Genomic DNA, 21,250 nt, shown 5'->3' with positions numbered 1-21,250 from the left:
TGAGGCATCCTCCACGTTCAGCTGAAACTGCCCCGCTTGTCGCGGGCAGCGCTGTTGACAGCATAGAGCAGATGAACATTGAACAAGTTTGTCTGTTCGCGTGGATTCTGAAAATCCGCGCCACGAAATGCTCTGGCGGGCCGTAGGGGGGCGGCCCAGAAACTGACAGTCTGGCGGAATGCTTGGATACGCCGCAATTCAGAAGTCCGATTGCCAAGCGTTGCCAGTAGGGGGGATGCAACGCGATGGGGGGAGCAATCAGATGCGGCATGGCGCGGCTTCAGGAACAAGCCGGACAGAGCCACTGTCTGAATTTACGGAGAACTGGAAAATAAGTTTATAGCAGAGGCAATATGTCTGCGCAAGGTGGTCTGCTGCAATGGCTGAGCGTGATGATTGCCCGCATGGGTGCTCGGCTATGACTGGCCGACAAGCCAGCAGGCCGTGCTGTGCGCGCCGCTGGCCACTGCGGGCGGCATTTCGGCGGCGCAACGCGCAAGGGCTGACTTGCAGCGGGGGTGGAATGGACACCCCGCAGGCATGTTGGCAAGGGATGGAACCGTGCCCGGTATGGTTGGCAGGCGCTCAAGGCCGCGTGAACGGGCGCTGGGCGCAGCGTGCAGCAATCCCTGCGTGTAGGGGTGGCGCGGGTCGGCGAACAGCTCCTGGGCTGGAGCGCATTCTACCAGGCGCCCGGCATACATGACGCCCACTGTGTCCGCCATCTGGGCGGCTACGCCGAGATCGTGGGTAATCAGCAGCACGGCCATGCAGCGCTCGCGGCAGCGGGCCGCCAGCAGGCGCAGAATCTGGCCCTGAATCGTGGCATCCAGAGCTGTGGTGGGTTCATCAGCCAGTAGCAGGGCAGGTTTGCACGACAATGCCATGGCAATCATGACGCGTTGGCGCATACCGCCCGAGAGCTGGTGCGGGTAATCGTCATAGCGGCTTTGCGGCGCGGGAATGCCCACTTCTGTCAGCAGTTCTACGGCAGCCTCGCGGGCTTCAGAGCGGCTCATGCCCTGATGCAGCCGCAAGGGTTCTGCCACCTGATCGCCAATTTTGAGCACCGGGTTGAGGGAGGTCATGGGCTCCTGAAAGATCATGCCCACCTGACGACCGCGCACGGAGCGCATTTTTTTTTCTGAAAGCTCGAGCAGATTCTGACCGTGCAGCAGAATGCGCCCTTCAAGCACCGCGTTGGGCGGGGTGAGCCGCAAAATGGCTTTGGCCGTGAGGCTTTTACCGCAGCCGGATTCACCAACGAGGCAAACTGTTTCACCCTCATGCAGGCAGAGGTTTATGCTGCGCACGGCGGGCAGCGGGCCGTCTGCGGTTGCAAAGGTCACAGAGAGGTTTTCCAGTTGCAGCAGAGGGCTTGGGGCTTGGGTGGACGGCTTGTTCATGGGCAGAGCCTACCAGAAGGTGCTGGCAAAAAAAAGCCTTGTGCCCTGAGGTGCTGAGGCAGAGGGCAAGGTAATGGAAGGCAGGCCGGGCAGGGCGGCAGGGAAAGAAAAGGCAAAGGCAGGGGGGAGGTTTTTTGCGGGGTGGGTGAGCCTGTCAGGCTGATTTACGCAAACCCGACTTTTACGCCCTGAATGCGTCAGCGCCGAAATTTTGATGCTCACGTACGTGAGTACGCTGCGCTCAAAATCCCGGCGCTTCCTTTTCAGACCGCAAAACGCGTATTTTGCAAATTCGCCCAACACCAACCATCACCTTCGCATTCGCTCCGGCGAGTTTAAGGAAGGCAACGCAACGACCAGCTCCTGATGGAGTACAAATTTTTCTGACTCGTAAGGTATTCCTTTGGTCATGGCTGAATGAAACTTGCCATTATCACATGCACCTTGTCGAAGTGGTGCATGTCTTTGTTTGCTATCAGAATTTATCCACGCGTAGTACTGCCAGAATATTCAGAGCAACTAAAAAGGTACAAGGCTCATTCTCTGGCAGCAATAAAATCAATGGTAGTTGGCTGAAGCGGAATTCCATTCGGAGCGGAAATGTTCTCTGGCATAAACGCGGCGCGGAGGGAGATCACCTGAGCGAGTGCAGCGAGCGAGGGAAGCTCCCGCAGCTATGGCCGCGTTGCCCTCGCCGGTTTGTGGAAGCTGAAAACTCAAGGGGGTGCTTCGGGGGGGGATGCAAGGGGGGCCGAGAAGGGGGCGTAGCCCCATAACCGGCCCCGCCTTGCTGCGCGCCGCACAGGCGTCCCAAACCCCGCCGGAAGGCGGAAAATTGCGCCCGAAGGGCAGAAAAAAATAGTATCATACAGATCGGCCGAAAACGCGCCTCATCTACGCCCAAAATATATCCCAAAACGTAAAAAGCCCCCGGCTCAAAAACTATGCGTTTCCGCCGGGGGCTTCATTCTGGCTTATAGGACAATATCTAGTGCAACACCTGCGCCTTGCGGAAGTTCACATAGGCCTCGCGCATGGCAATGTAGGGATCGACAGCCACGGTGTTCAGGTCTTCATACAGAGGCAGCACATCGCCAAGGGCGTTGAACCGCAGGCCGCCGCCAACGCCAAGGCCCAGTTCTGTGGGTTGCAGGTAGAAAAGCGGGTCGGCAAACAGATCACCAGCGCGGCCCACAGTGTCGCGCACGGAGCTTGGGCCAATGATGGGCCAGACAATGTAAAAACCATGCCCAAGGCCCCAGCGGCCGAGAGTCTGGCCAAAGTCTTCGCCTGTGGGATCAATGGGCACAATGGTTTTGTGTCCCTTTGCCACATCGGCAAAGCCCGCGCTGGAAGTGGTGTTGATGACAAACCGCCCAAATTCCACCCCCGCTTCAAAAAAGCGGAACTGCAGAATGTTGTTCACAAAACGCACAGGGAACAGAAGGTTGGAAAAGAAATTTTTCAACCCGGACCGCAACTGGTGCGGCGTGACGGTTTCCCATGCTGTGTAGGTGGGTTTGGCAACGTATAGAAAGAAAATGTCGTTGAAGTGGAACCAGAACCTGTTCCACGGTTCAATGGGGTCAGAAATGCTCTGGATCGGCTCGTTGTCGTAGTCGTCCAGGGTATTGTCTGCACTCATGGTTCCGTAGGGCGTTACTGTGATGGCCCCAGGCTGAAGCTGAGGCGACTTGCCGTACACAGTGGAGGGGGCAGGCGCCTGACTGGGGGCTGCACTGGCTGGCGCATGCCACAAGCACAGCAGTGCGGCCAGCAGAAAACCGGGCACATAGAGATGCCCCGGCAGTGTTGATGAGTAGCTACTGGCCATTGCCCTGCCGGACCTCCTGCGCCTTGGCCTTGACCCTGGCAATAAGCTGGTCAGGGCTGCCGGTGTTCAGAATGTCCTGAAACTGGGTGCGATAGTTTTTGACCAAGCTGATATTTTCAATCAGCACGTCATAAACAAGCCATGATCCGTTTTTGGGGAGCATGCGATAAGCAACGGGGACTTTCTTCGAGTCCTTCATGGTGATGATTGTGCGCACTTCGGTGCGGTCGCCCTTGGGGGACGAAACCTCGCCAGTGTACACGACCTGCTCGCCATTGTAGCCGTCAATCTTGCTCAGGTAGGTATTCAGGAGCAGTTCGGCAAAGGCATCGCTGAACTGCTGTTGCTGCGCCGGGCTGAATGTGCCCCAGCGCGGCCCCACCGTGCGCGAAGAAAATTCTTTGAAATCAAAAATGTGCAGGACTTCATCTTCAATCTGCTGGCGTAGCGGGCGGCGCGTGGCAGGATTGACGTAGTCGGGGTTCTTGATGGAGTTGAGGATGCGGCTGATGGAAGTCTCCAGCGCCAGCTGCGCAGGAGAACTCGCACTGGCCGCGCCGGGCAACAGCGCAACTGTCAGCAGCGCAAGCAGAAAGCCTGCGGCTATATGGCGTGTGATCGCATGAATGGTCATTGTTATTTGACTCCTCCGAAGGCGTACTTGCCGATGAGGGAACCGAGGTCAACGGCGGATTCCGTTTCAGTAATTGTGTCACCAGCCGCAAGGACATGCTCCGAACCACCGCGCGAAAGGCTGACATATTTGTCGCCAATGAGGCCACTGGTACGGATGGAGGCGATGCTGTCGTCCGAAAGTTTCAGGTCTTTGTCGAGCCGCAGGCGTACCACTGCCTGATTGCGCACCGGGTCTGGGTCAAGACCAATGCTTACCACGCGGCCCACCGGCACCCCGGCCATTTCAATATCCGCCCCGACCCGCAGGCCGGAAACAGAATCAAAGTTGGCAGAAAGTTCAAAGCCCTGCTGGTTGAAAACTTCCATCTTGCCCAGCTTGATGGTCAGGTAAGCAACGCATACAAGGCCGAACAGGACAAAAAGGCCCACAGCGGTTTCACGAACAGTACTCATAAGGTTCAGGTAGCTCCACAGATAATTCGGCAATAAGATCAAATCTCAGTATAAGTGCGCCATGACAAAGTTTCAAGCCCTACTGTTGAGTAGGTAATCGTAAATCGCCTGGTTATCGCAATTTATTATGCAGGCGGCGCATTTTTTATGATGCCAGCCAGCGGTCAAGGGCCTGGCGCACCGCCGGATCTGGCGCTTCGCCCATGGCGGCCTGCGTGTCGCCGGGTTCGCGCAGCAAAAATTGCCGCAGATACGGGTCATTGTTTGCTTCAAGCTCGGCCAGCGAGCCGGAAAAAAGCGCGCGGCCTTCGCCCAGCACCAGAACATGGTCGGCAATGGCCCGCAGGCTGGCAAGATCGTGGCTGACCACAATCACCGACATGTCGGTATATTCTCTACGCATGGCAAGCAGTAGTTCGTCCATGCGGGCGGCGGTGATGGGGTCAAGGCCGGAGGTCGGCTCATCGCACAGCAAAATGCGCGGTTCGGCCACAATGGCCCGCGCAAGGCCCGCGCGTTTGCGCATGCCCCCAGAAAGCTGGTTGGGATAAAAATCGGCAAAATCTTCAAGACCCACCATGCGCAGTACGCGCAGGCCCGCCTCGCGAACAAGCTTTTTGGGAAGATTCAGATGTTCTGTGAGGGGCAGGGTGACGTTTTGCACCAGCGACAGCGCGCCTAGCAGCGCGCCATCCTGAAACAGCACGCCCATGTTGCGGCGCATGCGCCGAAATTCTTTTTGGGGCAGGGCAAAGAGATCTTTGCCGCCTATGAGCACATGACCAGCCTGCGGACGCGAAAGGCCGATAATATGGCGCAGCAGGGTGGATTTGCCGCAGCCGGAACCGCCAAGAATTACAGAAACCTTGCCGCCCGGAAGCACCGCATTGACATCGCGCAGAACCACATGCTCGCCGTAGCCCACGCTAAGAGCCCGAAATTCAATGTCCCATGCCTGCATGAATACCGCCTGTCGCCTCTGATATGGATTATCGGTTGGAGCAGATTATCGTTGAAAGTATGCATCTGCTCTGCACGTTTTTTTGTAAAAACTCCCGCTAAAAAATATTTTGCCAGGCGAATTCGTTTCGCTTTTAAGCAAGTATTTCAACGTGAGAATGCCTTGATGTAGGAGCGCCGTCAGCAGGTGGATGGCCTGCGGGCCTTGTGGCGCTTTGTCAGTATAACGCAGGGAGGCAGGAGGAACAAGTGCGGTTGATGCGCAACGCTGGGGGCGCGGTCGGCGTGATTTTGCGAAGTTTGGCTGGCTGCGCGGGGGAGTGACCCGTCTTACAAACGGGATTCTCCCCCGCCAGACATCTCAAAGTGAAAATGCGTTAGTCGGTGGGCATATCGTCGGGGAAGTCCGCGTTGGCATAGACATTCTGAACGTCGTCATTGTCGTCCAGCGCGTCCATGAGGCGCAGCACCTTCATGCCCACTTCGGCGCTCACAGCCACAAGATTCTGCGGAATCATGGCCAGTTCGGCTTCCTGCATGGCAATACCGGCAGCTTCCAGCGCATCGCGCACAGCGGTGAAATCGGCCATGGCGGTGTGGATGGTCCACACGTCCTCATCATCGATGACATCGTCTGCGCCGGCTTCAAGAGCGGCTTCCATGATTTTGTCTTCGGGGTAGGCCGCCTTGTCTACGGCGATAACGCCCTTGCGGTCAAACATCCAGCCCACGCTGCCATTTTCACCCATGGCGCCGCCATGTTTGGTAAAAAGGTGACGAACTTCGGCCACGGTGCGGTTTTTATTGTCAGTGGCAACTTCCACCATGATGGCGATGCCGCTGGGCCCGTAGCCTTCGTAGAAGGTTTCTGTCAGGTCGCCGCCTGCGTCTTCACCCGTACCCTTGCGGATGGCTGCCTCAATCTTGTCCTTGGGCAGATTGACGGCCTTGGCGGCGGCTATGGCCGCGCGCAGACGGGAGTTGCCCACAGGATCGCTGCCGCCCTTGGCTGCGATGATGATTTCTTTGGCGGCCTTGGTGAAAATCTTGCCGCGCTTGGCGTCCTGGCGACCCTTACGGTGCTGGATATTGGCCCATTTACTGTGACCTGACATAAAACCTCCGAAACCTCATGTAGAGTATGTTTATATACCCGGCGGCGCGTCGTCGGCAACTTCGTGCGAAGTTTCCCCGGCGGTTTCGCCCGGCATGTGCGCCGTTGGGGCCGCGCCCGCCTGACCACGAAAACCAAGGCCGACAAAAAATGTTTCCTTGCTTTCGGCCCGCGAGCTTTTGGGCTTGAACGATTTGACCGCATCAAAAGCTTTGCGCATAGGTGCAAGCAGCTCCTGAATATCCGGCCCCATAAAAATTTTGACCACAAAGCTGCCGCCCTTTTTGAGGTGCAGACAGGCTACATCCAATGCCTCAACCGTAAGCTCAAGAGAACGGGCCTGATCCGTAAAGCGCGTGCCCGTAGTGCGCGGAGCCATGTCGCTGATGACAACGTCGAAAGGCCCCAGCTCCTTGAGCTTGGCTTCAAATTCGGCAGAGCGGTTGAACACGTCTTCCTGCATGAATGTGACCTGCGGCGGGAACACCGTTTCGGTGCTCTGAATGTCGCAGGCAAGCACAAGTCCACGCGTGCCGACCTTTTCCGCTGCACCCATGGACCACGAGCCGGGGGCCGCGCCAAGGTCGAGAACCCGCTGGCCGAGGCGCAGCAGGTGGAACTTGGAGTCCAGCTCCTTGAGCTTGTAGACCGAGCGGGCGGGATAGTTCTCGCGCTTGGCCTTTAGAAAATAATGATCTCGATATTCTTTCATGGTAAATTCCAGCAGGGGACCATACCCTTTTTTCTTGCGCTCGCCAAGTGCGCAGTGCAGCCCCTCGTGATGAGCCGCGCAAAATTGCTGAACAGGTTGACCTCCAGGATTTATCAGGATATTTTTTCAATAAGTTTCCAGAACCTTTGATCTCGCACACTATCACCAGTAAGGAGAGGCTATGAAACGGATTTTGTTGGCCGCTTGTCTTGCGGGTTGCGCGCTCGCCTTTGGAGTGCAGACGGTACGGGCGGAAAGTGTTAAAGTTCCTGTGAACAAGATCAGCAGCGAAGGCGTTGGCGAGGCCATCGGCTTTGTTGTTTTTGAGGACGACGGCAAGGGCGGCATGGATATTATGGTTGATGTCGTCGGTATCCCTCAGGGCGACCACGGCATGCACGTGCATGAAAATCCTTCGTGTGCGCCCGCTGCCAAGGATGGCGTCAATGTGGCCGGTCTTGCCGCCGGGGGGCATTATGATCCCTCCCACGCTGGCAAACATGAAGGCCCCGGCAAGCATGGGCACAAGGGTGATCTGCCGCTTATAACCGCAGATGCGCAGCAAAATGTGAAGGCCAAGTTGCATGTGGCTGATCTGACCACAACCGACATCAAGGGCCGCTCGCTCATGATCCATGCCGGCGGCGACAACTATTCCGACCAGCCAGCTCCCCTTGGCGGCGGCGGGGCGCGTATCGCCTGCGGCGTGATCAAGTAGGATTATGTTTTTTGCGTTCACGCGGCAGAAAAGTTACCTGCTTGCGTGGATAGTTCATGCATTCCCTTGTGTGGGTCTTGCAGTTCTGGCAATGGCGCGCCATTATCGGCGCAAAGTATGCCAGCCACAGGGGAGAACCTCCGGCTGCCGTAATCGGCGCGGAGCTTAGGATTATTCTGCCCCGCTTGCTTGCCGCAGCGGGGCTTTTTATTGATGGGACAGTTCCGCAAGGAGCCAGTATTCGCGGAGAAGAAAATGGCCGAACAAAACAAACGCCCGCAGCGGGTTCGCCTGCTGGATTTTGCGGGCCGGGCCGTGAGCCTGCCCGATGGCCCGGAAGCCTGGACCTGCCGGGGAGAGGGCGATGCCGTGCTGCTGCTCGGGCTGGGGCCAGAATCAGGAGCAAACCTGCCGCAGGTTTTGCCCCTGATTGCAAATGCTCCCGCCGTATACTGGCTGGAATCCCCACTTGTGGCCCGCGCCATGGAGGTATGGAGGCTGGAGGCCGGGCTTTTGCCACGCGAGCCGTTGCCCGCCAGCTGGCGCGCGGTCACCGCAGAGCAGGCAGCGGCTCTGGCCGGGCAGTGCCTTTGCTGCTTTTACACGCCCGCCTTACGGCTTGATCCTGATTTTTGGGGGCCGTTGCTGGGCCGCGTGGATGCGACCCTCGCCCTTCCTGCATCTGCTACGCAGAGTGGGCCCATGACGGCAGCGGGCAGGGGAGGCTTCCCTAGAGTTGGGGCAGGCGCGCGCGGGGCAGTTCTGCTGCCGGGCAACGATGGGCAGTTGCTGCATCAGGAATTACGCACGGCTCTCGCCGGGTGCGGTTTCGGACCGGTGGTGGATGCCCATCCACAGCCTGTATCTGACATGAGCGGAAAGCAGGCGTCCCGTGAAGATGATTTTTTGGCCCGCTGGCGCGTCCTTTTGCGAGGAGGCAAACCTGCATTTCTGCTCTCGGTCAACATGCGCGGGCTGGATGCTGACGGGCGCGTTTTTGAGCTTTGCCGGGCCCTTGGGATTCCCGTTGCCCTGTGGTTTGTGGACAATCCCTGGCATATTTTGTCTGGTGTGCGGCTGCCCTGGTGGCGGGATGCCCATATTTTTGTGACGGATGTCAGCTTTGCGGACGGCCTTAGAGCATATGGCGCGGGCCGGGTTTTTCATCTGCCCCTGGCTGTTGCACCACATATGTGGCGCGATCTGCCGAGCTTTGCTCCGTCATCCATTACTATGGAGCCGCCCCTGTTTGTGGGGCGTTCCACCTTTCCTGAAAAAGAGCGCTTTTTTGCTGCGGCCAGTGTGCCGCAAGCTTTGGAGGCTGAGGCCGCAGCGCTGCTTGAGGCCAGCACTGGGCCGCAGAATGCGCCGCATTTTTTCTGGTGGCACGACAAACTGGGGGGCAGGCTGTGGCCTGGCTATGATGTGCGCCGTCCGGGCCTCGGGGCCGAGCGTTGCGCGCAGGCCAACAGAAAACGCTGGCTTTTAGCCGCAGGGGCTGGCAAGGGCGGGCTGCGCGTCATCGGCGATGACGGCTGGAAAGCTCTGCTGCCTGGCACGGAAATACTGCCGCCAGTGGATTACTATACGGCACTGCCCGAAGTGTACGCGCGGGCAGAAGCCGTGCTGAACGTAACGAGCCTCCTGTTGCCGCAGAGCCTGAGCCAGCGCCATTTTGACGTTTGGGCCAGCGGCGGATTGCTGCTCAGTGATGCCACATCTGGATTGGAAATCTTCCCTGCGGAATTGACCGAACCCATGACATTGCGCGGACCGAGCGACTTTATGGTCAAGCGCGCATGGTTTCGGGCGCATCCGCAAGCTGCGTATGCTCTGCGGCGGGCATGGCGCGAGCATCTGCGCGCGCAGCACGGCTATGAGCAACGTATCCAGCAGATTATCGAAACTTTTGCCTGACAGGCGGCGGAGGCTGGATGCACAGCTGAACAGGAGAAAGGCTTGACAAGTCGTGCGGTTTTGCCTATTGCTCATTTCCTGCGTTAAGCTTTCCATTGTGGGGAAGTAGCTCAGCTGGGAGAGCATCGCCTTCGCAAGGCGGGGGTCGAGGGTTCAAATCCCTTCTTCTCCACCACAATATCAAGGGGTTACGGATAATACCGTGGCCCCTTTTTTTATGCGTTACATGTCCGTAAAGGCTGCTGTGCGGACTTTGAGGTTTTGTATGCACGGCGGTCAGATTCCGTACGGAGCCTGTATGCGTCAAAATACATTGGCAATCGGGCTGCAAGTTGGATAAAAGGTATGCATTGTTCTCTTGGTCTGGAATGAGAAGGGCAATGCATCAATATAATTCAGAAGAGGGACGTCATGGGCAATTCACTTTCATGCTTCAAAGCCTACGATATCCGGGGCCGTGTGCCGGGTGTTCTCAATGCGCCGCTGGCGCGCGCACTGGGCAGGGCCGTTGTTGAAATACTGGGCGCAAAAAGCATTGTGATTGGCCGTGATGCCCGGCTTTCCGGCCCCGAACTGCGTGATGCGCTGGCCTTTGGTTTGCGTGAGGCCGGGGCGCAGGTAACGGACATCGGCATGTGCGGCACGGAAGAAATCTATTATGCCGCCGCCAACCAACCCTTTGGCGCGGGCGTCATGATTACGGGCAGCCACAATCCGGCGGACGAAAATGGCTTCAAGCTGGTGCGCGGCGGGGCCATACCCATCAGCGGCGATTCCGGCCTGTTTGCCCTGCGCGACCGCGTGGAGGCCATTCTTGCCGAAAACGGCGACTCTGCCGAGTGCCTTGAAGTCTCCCCTCTGCACCATGCCTCGTTCCGTGCTGACTATGTGGCCTGGCTGCTGGAATACAGCGGTGCAGCGCAGCTTGCACCAATTGCTGGACGCAAGCCCCTGAAGATTGTGGCTGATGCAGGTAATGGCTGCGCCGGACTAGTGCTGAACGATCTGATGGCCTCGTTGCCCTTTGAATTTGTCTGCCGACAGATGCAGCCGGACGGAACTTTTCCCGATGGCGTGCCCAACCCCCTGCTGCCGGAGCGCCGTGCGGCAACAGCCGCTGCCGTGCGCGAATCTGGCGCGGACATGGGCGTTGCCTGGGACGGCGATTTTGACCGCTGCTTTTTTTATGACGCGGACGGCAATTTTATTGAAGGTTACTACTGTATAGGCCTGCTGGCGCGGGAGCTGCTGCTGCGTGTGCCTGGCGGCAAGGTGGTGCACGACACCAGAGTGTACTGGAACACCCGAGAGGTGGTGCAGGCCGCAGGCGGGCAGCCCGTCATGGGCAAGACCGGACACGCCTTCATGAAGGAACGCATGCGCGCCGAAGATGCCGTGTATGGCGGCGAGATGAGCGCGCATCACTATTTTCGCGATTTTGCCTACTGCGATTCGGGCATGCTGCCCTGGCTGCTGGTGGCCTCGTTGCTGCACCGCACGGGCAAGCCCCTGGCCGCGCTGGTGGCAGAACGCATGGAGGCCTATCCGTGCAGTGGTGAAATCAACCGCCGTGTGCAGGATGCCCCCGCTCTCATGCGGCAGGTGAGGGATCGTTATGCGGCTTCGGCTCTGCACGAAGACAGCATGGACGGCGTTAATCTGGAATTTGCCGATTGGCGTTTCAATTTGCGCATGTCCAATACCGAACCCCTGCTGCGCCTGAATGTGGAGAGCAGGGGGAATCCTGCGCTGATGGAAGAAAAAACGGCTGAGATACTGCGGTTTCTGAAAGAGCAGGGCGGGGCCGTACCTGCCTGAGGAACTCGTGAGAGGCTCTGCCGCTTACGGTTGGAGCAATGCCAGATATGCAAGGTCGCGAGGCGCTTGTTTGAGGGCGGGGGATGACGTAGCATGGGCTCGTTGACCCTACTGGCAGTGCGTCAGACCGGTGTTCCAACATTGATGCAATGGTGAGGAAATTCATGCAGAATATTGCTCCTGTGATTCTGTGCGGTGGTAGTGGTACGCGTTTGTGGCCGCTTTCGCGCGAGACATACCCAAAGCAGTTTGTGGATATGGGCGGCGGGAAAACGCTGTTCAAGGATACCGTGCTGCGGGCGCAGCACACGCCAGACAGCATGGAGCCTGTTATTGTATGCAATGAGGCTCACCGCTTCTATGTGACCGCCGAGCTGTACGAATGCGGCGTCCATGGCAAAATCCTGCTGGAACCCGCGCCGCGCAATACTGCGCCGGCTATTGCGCTGGCGGCCTTTGCCCTGAAGGAAGACGGCGCAGATCCGCTCATGCTGGTATTGCCCTCTGATCATGCCATTGGCGATGAAGGTACCTTTTTTGAAGGCGTAAAACGCGCGGCGGCCCTGGCGGAACTGGGGCGTATTGTTACCTTTGGCATAGCCCCCACCGGGCCGGAAACCGGCTTTGGCTACATTGAACAAGGCGAGGCTCTCGGCGTGAACGGCTACCGGGTTGCCCGTTTTGTGGAAAAACCAGATGCGGAAAAAGCCACGAGCATGCTGGCTAGAGGCGGCTATTCGTGGAACAGCGGCATGTTTCTGCTGCGGGCTTCTGTGTATCTGAAAGAGTTGGAACGTTTTGCTCCCCAGATCTACGCCGCCTGCAATGCCGCCTGGAAGGGCCGCAAGGATGATCAGGCATTTTCCCGCCCGGACAGCGAGGCATTCCTTTCCTCCCCGTCTGATTCCATAGACTATGCGGTTATGGAGCAAACGGATCTGGCGGCTGTTGTGCCGCTGGGCGTCAGCTGGAGCGACCTTGGCTCGTGGGAAGCCTTTTATCAGATAGGGCAGCAAGACGCCGCCGGCAACGTATGCTCTGGCGATGTCATGACCGAGGGTGCCGAGGATTGCTATTTTAACGCCAACCACAGGCTGCTGGCGGCCATAGGCGTGAGCGGGCTCGTGGTGGTGGAAACGCAGGATGCCGTGCTTGTTGCACCGCGAGACCGTGTGCAGGACGTAAAAAAGATTGTTGGCCGCCTGCAAAGCGCACAGCGGCCCGAATGCAGGCAACATCCCCTGGTGTACCGCCCGTGGGGCAGCTATGAAACCCTTGTCATGGACGGGCGGTTTCAGGTCAAGCGCATCATTGTGAACCCGGGCGCCGAGCTTTCTTTGCAGATGCACCACCACCGTGCCGAGCACTGGGTCGTAGTGAGCGGTACGGCAGAAGTGACAAATGGCGATCTGGTTAAACTGTTTACGGAAAACCAGTCGACCTACATACCTGTTGGCACCATGCATCGCTTGAAAAATCCTGGGGTTATTCCTCTGGTGCTTATCGAAATCCAGTCCGGCTCCTATCTGGGCGAGGACGATATCGTGCGCTTTGCGGATGTGTACGGGCGTGAAGGGTAGCATTGCTGGCAGGATGCTACTGCTTCGACCAGTGGACAATGGTAGCCTTGCAAGGTATTTTACCCGCCTCCTTGCTGGCAGTAAGGAGTTTCAGCCTTCGTAACTTCACCGTCAAAACGATAATATACTGAAATTATGAAAAAAGCGCTTATAACTGGCATCACAGGGCAGGATGGGGCTTACCTCGCGGAGTTTCTGTTGCAGAAGGGCTACGAGGTGCATGGCATCAAAAGGCGTGCCTCGTTGTTCAACACTGACCGTATTGACCACCTGTATGAAGACCCGCATGCCAATCGGCGGCGCTTTATTCTGCATTACGGCGACCTGAGCGACTCCAGCAATCTGGTGCGCCTGATGCAGGAAGTTAAGCCGGACGAAGTTTATAATCTGGCGGCACAGAGCCATGTGCAGGTTTCTTTTGAGTCGCCCGAATATACTGCGGATGTGGACGCCCTCGGAACCCTACGCCTTCTCGAGGCCATTCGTATTGCCGGACTCACGGAGACCAGCCGTTTTTATCAGGCTTCTACCTCTGAACTTTTTGGTCTGGTGCAGGAAGTGCCGCAAACGGAAAAAACACCGTTTTATCCGCGCTCTCCCTACGCTTGCGCCAAACTCTACGCTTACTGGATTACGGTCAACTACCGCGAAGCTTACGGCATGTATGCCTGCAACGGCATTCTTTTCAATCACGAATCGCCCATCCGTGGTGAGACCTTTGTGACCCGCAAGATCACCCGCGCCTTGTCTCGCATGGTGCTTGGCTTGCAGGATTGTCTGTACCTCGGCAACATGGACGCCAAGCGCGACTGGGGCCACGCGCGTGATTACGTTGAAATGCAGTGGCTTATGTTGCAGCAGGAAAAACCCGATGATTTTGTTATCGCCACCGGGCGGCAGTTTTCCGTGCGCGACTTTGTCAATGCCGCAGCCGCAGAACTTGGCGTATGCCTCAACTGGCAGGGCGCTGGCGTGGAAGAAACAGGCACCGTAACAAGCGTTGATGTGAGCCGCTTGCAGCAGGTCGCTGGCAACCGTCAGGGGTTGGAATGCCATCTCAAGCCCGGCGATGTTATTGTGCGCGTTGATCCCCGCTACTTCCGCCCCACAGAAGTGGAAACCCTGCTGGGCCAACCGGCCAAGGCCAAGGAAAAGCTGGGTTGGGAGCCGAAAACCTCCTTTGAAGATATGGTTGCCGAAATGGCGCGCGAAGATCTTGCCTTGAGCATGCGCGATGCCGTGTGCAAGGTGGCGGGCTTTAAAACCTTCAGCCACAACGAGTAAGGCAATGCGCAAAGATGCTCTGGTCTATGTGGCGGGCCACAGGGGGCTTGTAGGCAGCGCTCTGTGTCGTGCCTTGACACGTTTTGGCTATGAACGGCAGCTCACACGCACGCATGCGGAACTGGATCTGTGCGACCAGGCCGGAGTGCGGGCTTTTTTTGCCGAGCACAGGCCTGACGTGGTGATTCTGGCCGCTGCCAAGGTGGGGGGCATCCACGCCAATGCCACGTACCCCGCAGAGTTCATTTACCAGAACCTGCAAATCCAGAACAATGTCATCGACAGCGCATACCGCAATGGCTGCAAAAAACTGTTGTTTCTCGGCTCATCGTGCATTTACCCCAAGCTGTGCCCGCAGCCCATCAAGGAAGAGTATCTGCTCACCGGGCCGCTGGAGCCAACCAACGATGCGTACGCTCTGGCCAAAATCTCGGGCATCAAGATGTGCCAGGCCTACCGCAAGCAATATGGCTTTGATGCCATCAGCGCCATGCCCACCAATCTGTATGGCCCCGGCGACAACTATCATCCGGAAAACAGCCATGTGATTCCTGGGCTTATCCGTCGTTTTCATGAGGCAAAAGAACGCGGAGCCTCAGAGGTTGCCATTTGGGGTACAGGCAAAGCCCTGCGCGAATTTCTGCACGTGGACGACATGGCGGAAGCCTGCGTGTTTTTGCTTGAAAACTATTCTGACTTTGAGCATGTGAATGTAGGTAGCGGAGTGGAACACTCCATTCTGGAAACAGCTCAGCTGGTTGCCAAGGTTGTGGGCTTTAACGGCAACATCGTTACCGACCCCTCAAAGCCGGATGGCACCCCTCGCAAGTTGATGGATTCTGGCAAGCTATTGGGCATGGGCTGGAAACCCCGTGTAGGGCTTGCAGATGGTCTGCGCGATGCGTACAGCGATTTTTTGCAAAAACAGCATAAACGGGGCTATTAGCGCTTATGTCTCAAGAACTTGTCATCGAAGCCGGGCGTAGCGAGCACCAGTATTGGAAAGATTTGTGGCACTATCGCGAACTCTTTCTCATTTTGACATGGCGTGATGTGGCCGTGCAGTACAAGCAGACCGTGGTGGGCGTATTGTGGGCAGTGTTGCGCCCATTGTTGACTATGGCGGCCTTTACATTTGTATTTGCCAAGGTGGCCAAGCTGCCTTCTGAGGGGGCAGCCCCTTATCCTTTGATGGTTTTTACGGCCATGCTGCCGTGGCAATTATTCAGTTCAGCCCTGGCATCCTCTGCCAACAGTTTGGTAGCAAACAGCAATCTTGTGGCCAAAGTGTATTTTCCCAGAATTATCGTGCCAGCGGCAACTATGGGCGTGGCACTGACGGACTTCGTCATATCTTTTGTGCTGCTGAGCGCCATGATGTTCTGGTATCAGTATCTTCCGTCGGTACAGTTTTTTGCCGTGATACCGCTGACCGTGCTGGCGGCCCTGGTGGCTCTTGGACCGGGGCTTATTCTATGTGCGCTCAACGTGACCTACCGCGACTTCCGCATCATTGTTCCCTTCATAACCCAGTTTGGTCTTTATCTGTCGCCCGTTGGCTTTTCTTCTGGAATCGTGCCGGAAAAGTGGCGTCTGCTCTATGAATGCAACCCCATGGTCGGCGTTATTGACGGCTTCCGATGGGCGGTGCTGGGTTCAATTGCATTTCCACAACGCGCCATGCTCATCAGTGTTGGCTGCGCGCTTGTCTTTCTGATTTGTGGCATCAAGGTTTTCCGCCAGGCAGAACGTACCTTTGCGGATGTGATTTAGAAAATATCCCTTTTTAAGGGCATCTCTCTTCCCTTCCCCCGTGCTTACGTCTTAAATAGGTCCCGACACGTCTCAATCTGGGACAATTCGATCTCGCGTCTACGGATTTGGATGTTATTTTGGAAAGTCAATAATTCCTTTATAATACTTTCCTGTTTGTTGACTAATTTAGCTAACAGGTCAGCCATTTCCTTAAAATTGAGCACACTCCGTCCTATGGGGAGGCCTGACTCATTGAAAAATACAAAGTTTCGATTGTTCAAAAAAATAGCTGGTTTATTGTACTGAAAAATTTCAAAAAAAGCACCGCTTTGTGTGTAAATATATGAGTTTTTAGGGTAACAATACAATAAAACATCAAGGTCTTGCATCTCATTTGAGATGCGCTCCCTAGGAATAAACTCTGCATCATAGATTGGTTGCACATTTTTTGCTGAATAAAGCGTATCTTCTGGAACTCCTCGGGAAAAGTATTTCAGTGTATAGTTTGCGCAGTTTTTTTCTTTAAGGAGAGTATCAATCGTTCTTGCACTGTTTGCGCTGTCACAAGAACCAATTATCCCTAAACGTACATTGTTATGCGTAAAAAGTTCACCTTTTACATCTATGACCAACGGATGCATAAGCGCACTTATTGGAAGTTTTGAAAAATCGGCTTTTTTTGACAATTGTTTTTTTATAAATGGTGACAACACGATATAGCGTATTTTGCTATTATCCCCAAGCAAAAGCGCATATTTAAAATATTGCAGCCACCTGATTTCACGTTTTTTTATTATCCCCCACAAAAAGGAGCGACATGCATATTCAAGTATACCATGTACAAAAACAACAAAAGAAACTTTGGGGCAGAGTTTCTTTTTGAGCCACTTTAATACTAAAAGATTGACCGTGTGTGATGAAAGAAAGACGCAATGTCTGATATTTCTTAACGCCAATAATCCAAGTATCTTTTTGCAAAAAGTGTATGTCTGAAAAAAACATTGTAACGAAGAATCAACTCGGGGAATTTCAACGGGGGAAAAAACAATATTTTCTAAAGAAATATTAGCTTGCACAAGGCATTGTTGCACAGCTTCCACATGGCTGGGCGCTGCGAAAAATAATATTTTTTTGTGAGGAAACGTCTTGCGCAATAATATGAGGAATCCAGCATTGCACATCTCATGCGCGCCGCCAGTACATTGGGGTTCACATACTGCAATCACGTTATTTGCCTTTCATCATGCTAGATACTTTTTTAAAAAACGTGCAAAAAAATGTTGTATATTTAGTATTGCACGCAATCCAAGCGCACTGCTCAGGATCTTGAACGGCACTAATCGCGCAAGCGAGTCTCTCGGTTGGATTTTTTCATACTCTTCGCTAGGAAGCGATTGCATAAAATTAGAATTTACAACATATCCCACATAGCCTCGTGCAAGATCCTTCTCCGAGATGCCAATTAAACGTGCTAGATATACATGGTGTGCCATATGGAAAGTCTTAATCATTGGCGCAGAAAGATGAATGGGGATAATAGTGTTTTTTTGCAACCAAAAAGCATACCATGAAAATTCATATGGTGAATAAATAACTAAATCTAAGTATGAAAGGTTGTTGGGAATCAAAAAATTTTCTTTCAGCGATTTTAAAACTGCAGCAGAGAGTGTTGTGTTTCCGTGGACTGTCAATATCTTTCTCTGTGCTAATGACATTTTTTTTTGAATTTTGCGCAAGTAAACTTCGCGAGGCTGCCAGTAATCGGCATAATACTTTGGATCAGAAACTAAATCGCTATCTTCGATTAGCGGTGTGTAAGGTGTTGTTTCATCATACATAAAATCACTATAATAAAAATCACGAATCAGCACTGCATCTGAATCAATGCAGAAATAGTTTTTACACCTATTTTGCTCCCAGAAAGAAAGCTTTATTATTTCCTGGTTTATGTAGCCGGGCGTGAAACCTGCGACCTCAGAAGTCGCCAACTCACTACAAATATCTTCATCTATAAGAAGATAAACATTGGGTGCCGCAAATTCACGAAAAACTGAATAGTCAGATTTGGGGACGCTGATGTATACAGGGATATCGTCTTTGTTATGGGCATGCAATGATAGCAGTAATCGCTTGGCTAAGGCAAAGTCATTTGAGTAACTTTTTAAGAGAAAGCAAAAGTTATGCATGGGGCTAATCGATTTTTATATATTCTTCTTGAACCCAGATGGAATCTGATTGTTGCGATTTGCGTTGGAAATTCAACAGTGAAAAACCATGTTCCGTGAGTAACTTTTCGATATCACCGTATAGTTTTTGGTTTTCCCAAACCTGAATATGCTCAGCCTCTAGCTGCATCGCCTTCACATCCTTTAAGCGCAAGCCGAAACCTTCCAATGCCTCAAAGGTGGCACCTTCAACGTCTAGCTTAAGAAAATCAATGTTTTCAATCTGATGCTGATCCATAAACTCATCCATCCGGATGGTTTGTATCGGCACTTTTTTCATAACTCCAACGATATCTTCGCGATTCATGAGGCCAGACATGCCTAAGTTGACGGAGTTGTTATTAGCCGCTTCAAGTAAGTCCATATCTACCATATTAAATTCTGCAATAAGTGAGTCATTAAAGACAGCCACATTGAACGCCTTAAAGCGATAAAGCTTTTCAATTTCCTTGAATATTTGTGGATGCGGTTCAAACACCCACACGTTTTCTGCTGTGACATTAAAATACCTACTTAACCCAGCGGCATCTTGGGCGTAATTGGCTCCAATTTCAAAAATATTTCTTGGAGCAAGTGTTGTATATGTCTTTATCTGATAGGCAATGGGAATCATTGATTCCGGCTTGGAAACCGCATTGGGGTGATATGGAATAGAGGCCCTAATTCCTAATCGAGAGCAAATTTTTTTAAGTAATTTTTTCATAAGAAGAATCCTATCTAATCTGTTGAAGAGATATTTTAACTCAACATACGCCTGCTATCAGTTGTTCTGTTTACTGGTGGGCATAACATCCCATGTGTGTGTTGGGTAAAAATGCCCATATGCGGGCAAATTGGCACGGTTTGTTTCAGGCGCATGGACATCAATAACGGAGAATCCTTTGCAAAAAAGATTCCGATATAGAGATTTGACATCTTTGACGTTAACTTCCAGTCCCAAAAAATAGCTTCCAGAACAAAATCCAAGCCGTGCAAATTTACAAATAAAGACACTCGATCCCTTTGGGATGCCCTGCTTCCCTTTCTTGGAGAATATGCTGCTGCTGGCAAAAACAATCCCCTGAACATCAGGATGCGATATAGTAATTGCTAGTTCAAGATCCTTATATTCTTTTTCAGCCGTTACAAAAATTTTGACATATGAGGGTTGAAAAGGGTGCAGAGAATCAACGATTCCACCACCGGTAATTTCAACATCGGTAATTGTAATATCAATACCTGGCAGCTTTAATTGAGCAAACGCGCTGTGCTCAAATATATCCTCGGCATAACTGTTTATAGCTTGCTCAATGCCCGCATCAAGTTTCAAAGAACCATCAGCAAGATACAATCCTCTCGTGCATAATTGCCGGACCGCAGCCATATTATGGCTCACAAACAGCACCGTACGCCCGCGCCCCTGGCTCACTTGTTCCATTTTTCCCAGACATTTTTTTTGGAACTCGGCATCACCAACTGCGAGCACTTCGTCTACAACAAGAATGTCTGGTTCCAAGTGAGCAGCGACCGCAAAGGCAAGACGCACATACATGCCTGAAGAATATCGTTTGACAGGAGTATCAAGGAATTTTTCCACCCCAGAAAAATCTACAATTTCGTCAAACTTACTCTGAACTTCTCTCCGCTTCATGCCAAGAATTGCGCCATTTAAAAAAATATTTTCTCGACCAGTCAATTCAGGGTGGAAGCCAGTGCCAACTTCGAGTAGGCTTGCAACGCTACCGCGCAAGGTGATTTTGCCGTTAGTGGGTTCGGTAATGCGGGAGAGAAGCTTAAGCAACGTAGACTTTCCAGCGCCATTACGACCGACAATGCCGACCCGGTCGCCGGGCATAATATTAAAATCTATATCCTTAATCGCCCAAAATTCTTCCTGGCTATTTTCTGATGCGCCCGCGATAAGTCGTTTGGGCAGATTTGTGATTGCCTCTCGGAGGGTTTTATGATGCGACCCTTCCGTCTGGTGGCGCAGCAAGTATTTTTTATTTAACCCTTCAACTTGAATGACTGGCTTCACAATTGCCTCTAAATAATATTTTTTCTTAGAAATTGCGGAAGACTGTGAGTTCGTTGCATAAAATTAACACCACGACACAAACTGCAAAACTCTCATGACGGTCAGTAATAAAAAAATAAAAGAGCATGTTGCTCTATTTATTCAATGCTGAAACAAAGCGTGTTTTTTACTTGTCGTCAGAATTTCTGACGGTTGCTCGCAAAAAATAGATTGTTTGTGTTTTTTCCGCGTTCAGCTAATTACCTTGTCTCTACGTATGGGTCAAGATGGCGAGTCTTCCATCAAATAATTTCAAATCGTCCGCAATGTGTTTCAACCTGTTCCCGCGTGGGTCTGGTAACGCCGTGCGATATCTGGCGGGGAATAAACCTCAAAAACCTTTCGGCGCGAGCCGTTGTGCAGTTGATCCTGTTTGTCGGGGGATGTTGCATGATCTGGCTATACCCTTCGCAACGTGTTCACATCATAACAGGTGTTAGAACTCTATTTTCACCGCTTGAGATCATGGCAATGCCCACGGAAGCAGCCACAAGGGTATCACAATAGCCCCCTTCACGATATTTAGCATAGTCGTATTTACTTTTTGCGAGGGGTTAAAAAGCATCCAGAGGAACTTCGTAAGTGGCAACGGTCGTTGTGGTGTGGTGCCCTTGTTCTCGGTGGCAAAGACGCTAGCCTTGACCACAATGTTGAAGGCCGCGAGCGAGCTTGATCGGTTAAAGGCATCGGCAACTTACGCAATGTTCCACACAAGAGACTAATATCTTGTTGGGACATGGGGGCAAGGCTTGCCGATACCGTCTTGAACTGCGAATCGGCGC

Annotated in this window: 18 protein-coding genes and 1 tRNA gene; 8 read left to right on the top strand and 11 right to left on the bottom strand. The window is 53.4% G+C overall.

Annotation, left to right across the window (positions count from 1 at the left end):
- Window positions 1–416: 416 nt before the first annotated feature.
- The 7 genes from ACUZ9P_RS00910 to ACUZ9P_RS00880 form a co-directional block, all read right to left on the bottom strand.
- Window positions 417–1,406: an ABC transporter ATP-binding protein gene (locus ACUZ9P_RS00910; RefSeq protein ID WP_449248277.1), complete on the bottom strand. Its 990-nt coding sequence runs from the start codon at window positions 1,404–1,406 to the stop codon at window positions 417–419.
- Between the two features lie 988 nt (window positions 1,407–2,394).
- A complete protein-coding gene (locus ACUZ9P_RS00905; RefSeq protein WP_298994804.1) occupies window positions 2,395–3,240 on the bottom strand; it encodes an MlaA family lipoprotein in 846 nt (281 codons plus the stop codon).
- A complete protein-coding gene (locus ACUZ9P_RS00900; protein WP_298994803.1) occupies window positions 3,230–3,874 on the bottom strand; it encodes a Tgt2/MlaC family protein in 645 nt (214 codons plus the stop codon). Before ACUZ9P_RS00900 ends, ACUZ9P_RS00905 begins: the two co-directional genes overlap by 11 nt.
- A gap of 2 nt (window positions 3,875–3,876) precedes the next feature.
- Entirely contained in the window at window positions 3,877–4,329 is a 453-nt protein-coding gene (gene mlaD, locus ACUZ9P_RS00895) for an outer membrane lipid asymmetry maintenance protein MlaD (RefSeq protein WP_022659649.1), read from the bottom strand.
- A 145-nt stretch (window positions 4,330–4,474) separates the two neighbouring features.
- The gene (locus ACUZ9P_RS00890) at window positions 4,475–5,290 is read right to left on the bottom strand and encodes an ABC transporter ATP-binding protein (protein ID WP_449248276.1); all 816 of its coding nucleotides are present in this window, start codon (window positions 5,288–5,290) and stop codon (window positions 4,475–4,477) included.
- Window positions 5,291–5,666: 376 nt separating this feature from the next.
- On the bottom strand, window positions 5,667–6,404 hold the full coding sequence (locus tag ACUZ9P_RS00885) for a YebC/PmpR family DNA-binding transcriptional regulator (RefSeq protein WP_298994801.1): 738 nt from the start codon (window positions 6,402–6,404) through the stop codon (window positions 5,667–5,669).
- A gap of 30 nt (window positions 6,405–6,434) precedes the next feature.
- The gene (locus ACUZ9P_RS00880) at window positions 6,435–7,115 is read right to left on the bottom strand and encodes an RlmE family RNA methyltransferase (protein WP_449248275.1); all 681 of its coding nucleotides are present in this window, start codon (window positions 7,113–7,115) and stop codon (window positions 6,435–6,437) included.
- 181 nt (window positions 7,116–7,296) lie between these two features.
- Here ACUZ9P_RS00880 and ACUZ9P_RS00875 point away from each other — a divergent pair, with 181 nt between their 5' ends.
- The 8 genes from ACUZ9P_RS00875 to ACUZ9P_RS00840 all read left to right on the top strand — a co-directional run bounded on the left by ACUZ9P_RS00875 (window position 7,297) and on the right by ACUZ9P_RS00840 (window position 16,205).
- Entirely contained in the window at window positions 7,297–7,833 is a 537-nt protein-coding gene (locus ACUZ9P_RS00875) for a superoxide dismutase family protein (RefSeq protein ID WP_449248274.1), read from the top strand.
- Between the two features lie 255 nt (window positions 7,834–8,088).
- Entirely contained in the window at window positions 8,089–9,750 is a 1,662-nt protein-coding gene (locus tag ACUZ9P_RS00870) for a glycosyltransferase family protein (protein WP_449248273.1), read from the top strand.
- A gap of 99 nt (window positions 9,751–9,849) precedes the next feature.
- Window positions 9,850–9,925: transfer RNA gene (locus ACUZ9P_RS00865), tRNA-Ala, on the top strand.
- A 236-nt stretch (window positions 9,926–10,161) separates the two neighbouring features.
- Window positions 10,162–11,568 carry a phosphomannomutase gene (locus tag ACUZ9P_RS00860; RefSeq protein ID WP_449248272.1) on the top strand — a complete coding sequence of 469 codons (1,407 nt, stop codon included), beginning with the start codon at window positions 10,162–10,164 and terminating at the stop codon, window positions 11,566–11,568.
- Window positions 11,569–11,732: 164 nt separating this feature from the next.
- A complete protein-coding gene (locus ACUZ9P_RS00855; RefSeq protein ID WP_449248271.1) occupies window positions 11,733–13,148 on the top strand; it encodes a mannose-1-phosphate guanylyltransferase/mannose-6-phosphate isomerase in 1,416 nt (471 codons plus the stop codon).
- A 135-nt stretch (window positions 13,149–13,283) separates the two neighbouring features.
- Window positions 13,284–14,432, top strand: coding sequence for a GDP-mannose 4,6-dehydratase (gmd, locus tag ACUZ9P_RS00850; protein ID WP_449248270.1), 1,149 nt, complete (start codon window positions 13,284–13,286; stop codon window positions 14,430–14,432).
- A 4-nt stretch (window positions 14,433–14,436) separates the two neighbouring features.
- Window positions 14,437–15,378: a GDP-L-fucose synthase family protein gene (locus tag ACUZ9P_RS00845; RefSeq protein WP_449248269.1), complete on the top strand. Its 942-nt coding sequence runs from the start codon at window positions 14,437–14,439 to the stop codon at window positions 15,376–15,378.
- A gap of 5 nt (window positions 15,379–15,383) precedes the next feature.
- Entirely contained in the window at window positions 15,384–16,205 is an 822-nt protein-coding gene (locus ACUZ9P_RS00840; protein ID WP_449248268.1) for an ABC transporter permease, read from the top strand.
- 44 nt (window positions 16,206–16,249) lie between these two features.
- On the opposite strand, the gene ACUZ9P_RS00835 is transcribed toward ACUZ9P_RS00840, so the two are convergent.
- Genes ACUZ9P_RS00835 through ACUZ9P_RS00820 form a run of 4 tightly spaced genes read right to left on the bottom strand, consistent with a single transcriptional unit; the run spans window position 16,250 to window position 20,429 of the window.
- A complete protein-coding gene (locus tag ACUZ9P_RS00835; RefSeq protein WP_449248267.1) occupies window positions 16,250–17,413 on the bottom strand; it encodes a hypothetical protein in 1,164 nt (387 codons plus the stop codon).
- A 15-nt stretch (window positions 17,414–17,428) separates the two neighbouring features.
- Window positions 17,429–18,373 carry a DUF6492 family protein gene (locus ACUZ9P_RS00830; protein ID WP_449248266.1) on the bottom strand — a complete coding sequence of 315 codons (945 nt, stop codon included), beginning with the start codon at window positions 18,371–18,373 and terminating at the stop codon, window positions 17,429–17,431.
- Between the two features lie 4 nt (window positions 18,374–18,377).
- Window positions 18,378–19,115 carry an FkbM family methyltransferase gene (locus ACUZ9P_RS00825; protein WP_449248265.1) on the bottom strand — a complete coding sequence of 246 codons (738 nt, stop codon included), beginning with the start codon at window positions 19,113–19,115 and terminating at the stop codon, window positions 18,378–18,380.
- A gap of 57 nt (window positions 19,116–19,172) precedes the next feature.
- Window positions 19,173–20,429, bottom strand: a complete 1,257-nt coding sequence (locus ACUZ9P_RS00820) for an ABC transporter ATP-binding protein (protein WP_449248264.1) — start codon at window positions 20,427–20,429, stop codon at window positions 19,173–19,175.
- Window positions 20,430–21,250: the final 821 nt, after the last annotated feature.

Source organism: Desulfovibrio intestinivivus, from assembly GCF_053570665.1.
The sequence above is the reverse complement of the archived record's forward strand: the minus strand, read 5'-3'. Positions and strand labels throughout refer to the sequence as shown.

What these genes read in the sequence shown, in the direction of transcription:
- ACUZ9P_RS00905 (WP_298994804.1), bottom strand. Translation starts at nt 3,240, where the DNA reads ATGGCCAGTAGCTACTCATCAACACTGCCGGGGCATCTCTATGTGCCC.
- ACUZ9P_RS00855 (WP_449248271.1), top strand. Translation starts at nt 11,733, where the DNA reads ATGCAGAATATTGCTCCTGTGATTCTGTGCGGTGGTAGTGGTACGCGT.
- ACUZ9P_RS00870 (WP_449248273.1), top strand. Translation starts at nt 8,089, where the DNA reads ATGGCCGAACAAAACAAACGCCCGCAGCGGGTTCGCCTGCTGGATTTT.
- gmd (WP_449248270.1), top strand. Translation starts at nt 13,284, where the DNA reads ATGAAAAAAGCGCTTATAACTGGCATCACAGGGCAGGATGGGGCTTAC.
- ACUZ9P_RS00875 (WP_449248274.1), top strand. Translation starts at nt 7,297, where the DNA reads ATGAAACGGATTTTGTTGGCCGCTTGTCTTGCGGGTTGCGCGCTCGCC.
- mlaD (WP_022659649.1), bottom strand. Translation starts at nt 4,329, where the DNA reads ATGAGTACTGTTCGTGAAACCGCTGTGGGCCTTTTTGTCCTGTTCGGC.
- ACUZ9P_RS00840 (WP_449248268.1), top strand. Translation starts at nt 15,384, where the DNA reads ATGTCTCAAGAACTTGTCATCGAAGCCGGGCGTAGCGAGCACCAGTAT.
- ACUZ9P_RS00860 (WP_449248272.1), top strand. Translation starts at nt 10,162, where the DNA reads ATGGGCAATTCACTTTCATGCTTCAAAGCCTACGATATCCGGGGCCGT.
- ACUZ9P_RS00890 (WP_449248276.1), bottom strand. Translation starts at nt 5,290, where the DNA reads ATGCAGGCATGGGACATTGAATTTCGGGCTCTTAGCGTGGGCTACGGC.
- ACUZ9P_RS00910 (WP_449248277.1), bottom strand. Translation starts at nt 1,406, where the DNA reads ATGAACAAGCCGTCCACCCAAGCCCCAAGCCCTCTGCTGCAACTGGAA.
- ACUZ9P_RS00825 (WP_449248265.1), bottom strand. Translation starts at nt 19,115, where the DNA reads ATGAAAAAATTACTTAAAAAAATTTGCTCTCGATTAGGAATTAGGGCC.
- ACUZ9P_RS00885 (WP_298994801.1), bottom strand. Translation starts at nt 6,404, where the DNA reads ATGTCAGGTCACAGTAAATGGGCCAATATCCAGCACCGTAAGGGTCGC.
- ACUZ9P_RS00880 (WP_449248275.1), bottom strand. Translation starts at nt 7,115, where the DNA reads ATGAAAGAATATCGAGATCATTATTTTCTAAAGGCCAAGCGCGAGAAC.
- ACUZ9P_RS00900 (WP_298994803.1), bottom strand. Translation starts at nt 3,874, where the DNA reads ATGACCATTCATGCGATCACACGCCATATAGCCGCAGGCTTTCTGCTT.
- ACUZ9P_RS00830 (WP_449248266.1), bottom strand. Translation starts at nt 18,373, where the DNA reads ATGCATAACTTTTGCTTTCTCTTAAAAAGTTACTCAAATGACTTTGCC.
- ACUZ9P_RS00845 (WP_449248269.1), top strand. Translation starts at nt 14,437, where the DNA reads ATGCGCAAAGATGCTCTGGTCTATGTGGCGGGCCACAGGGGGCTTGTA.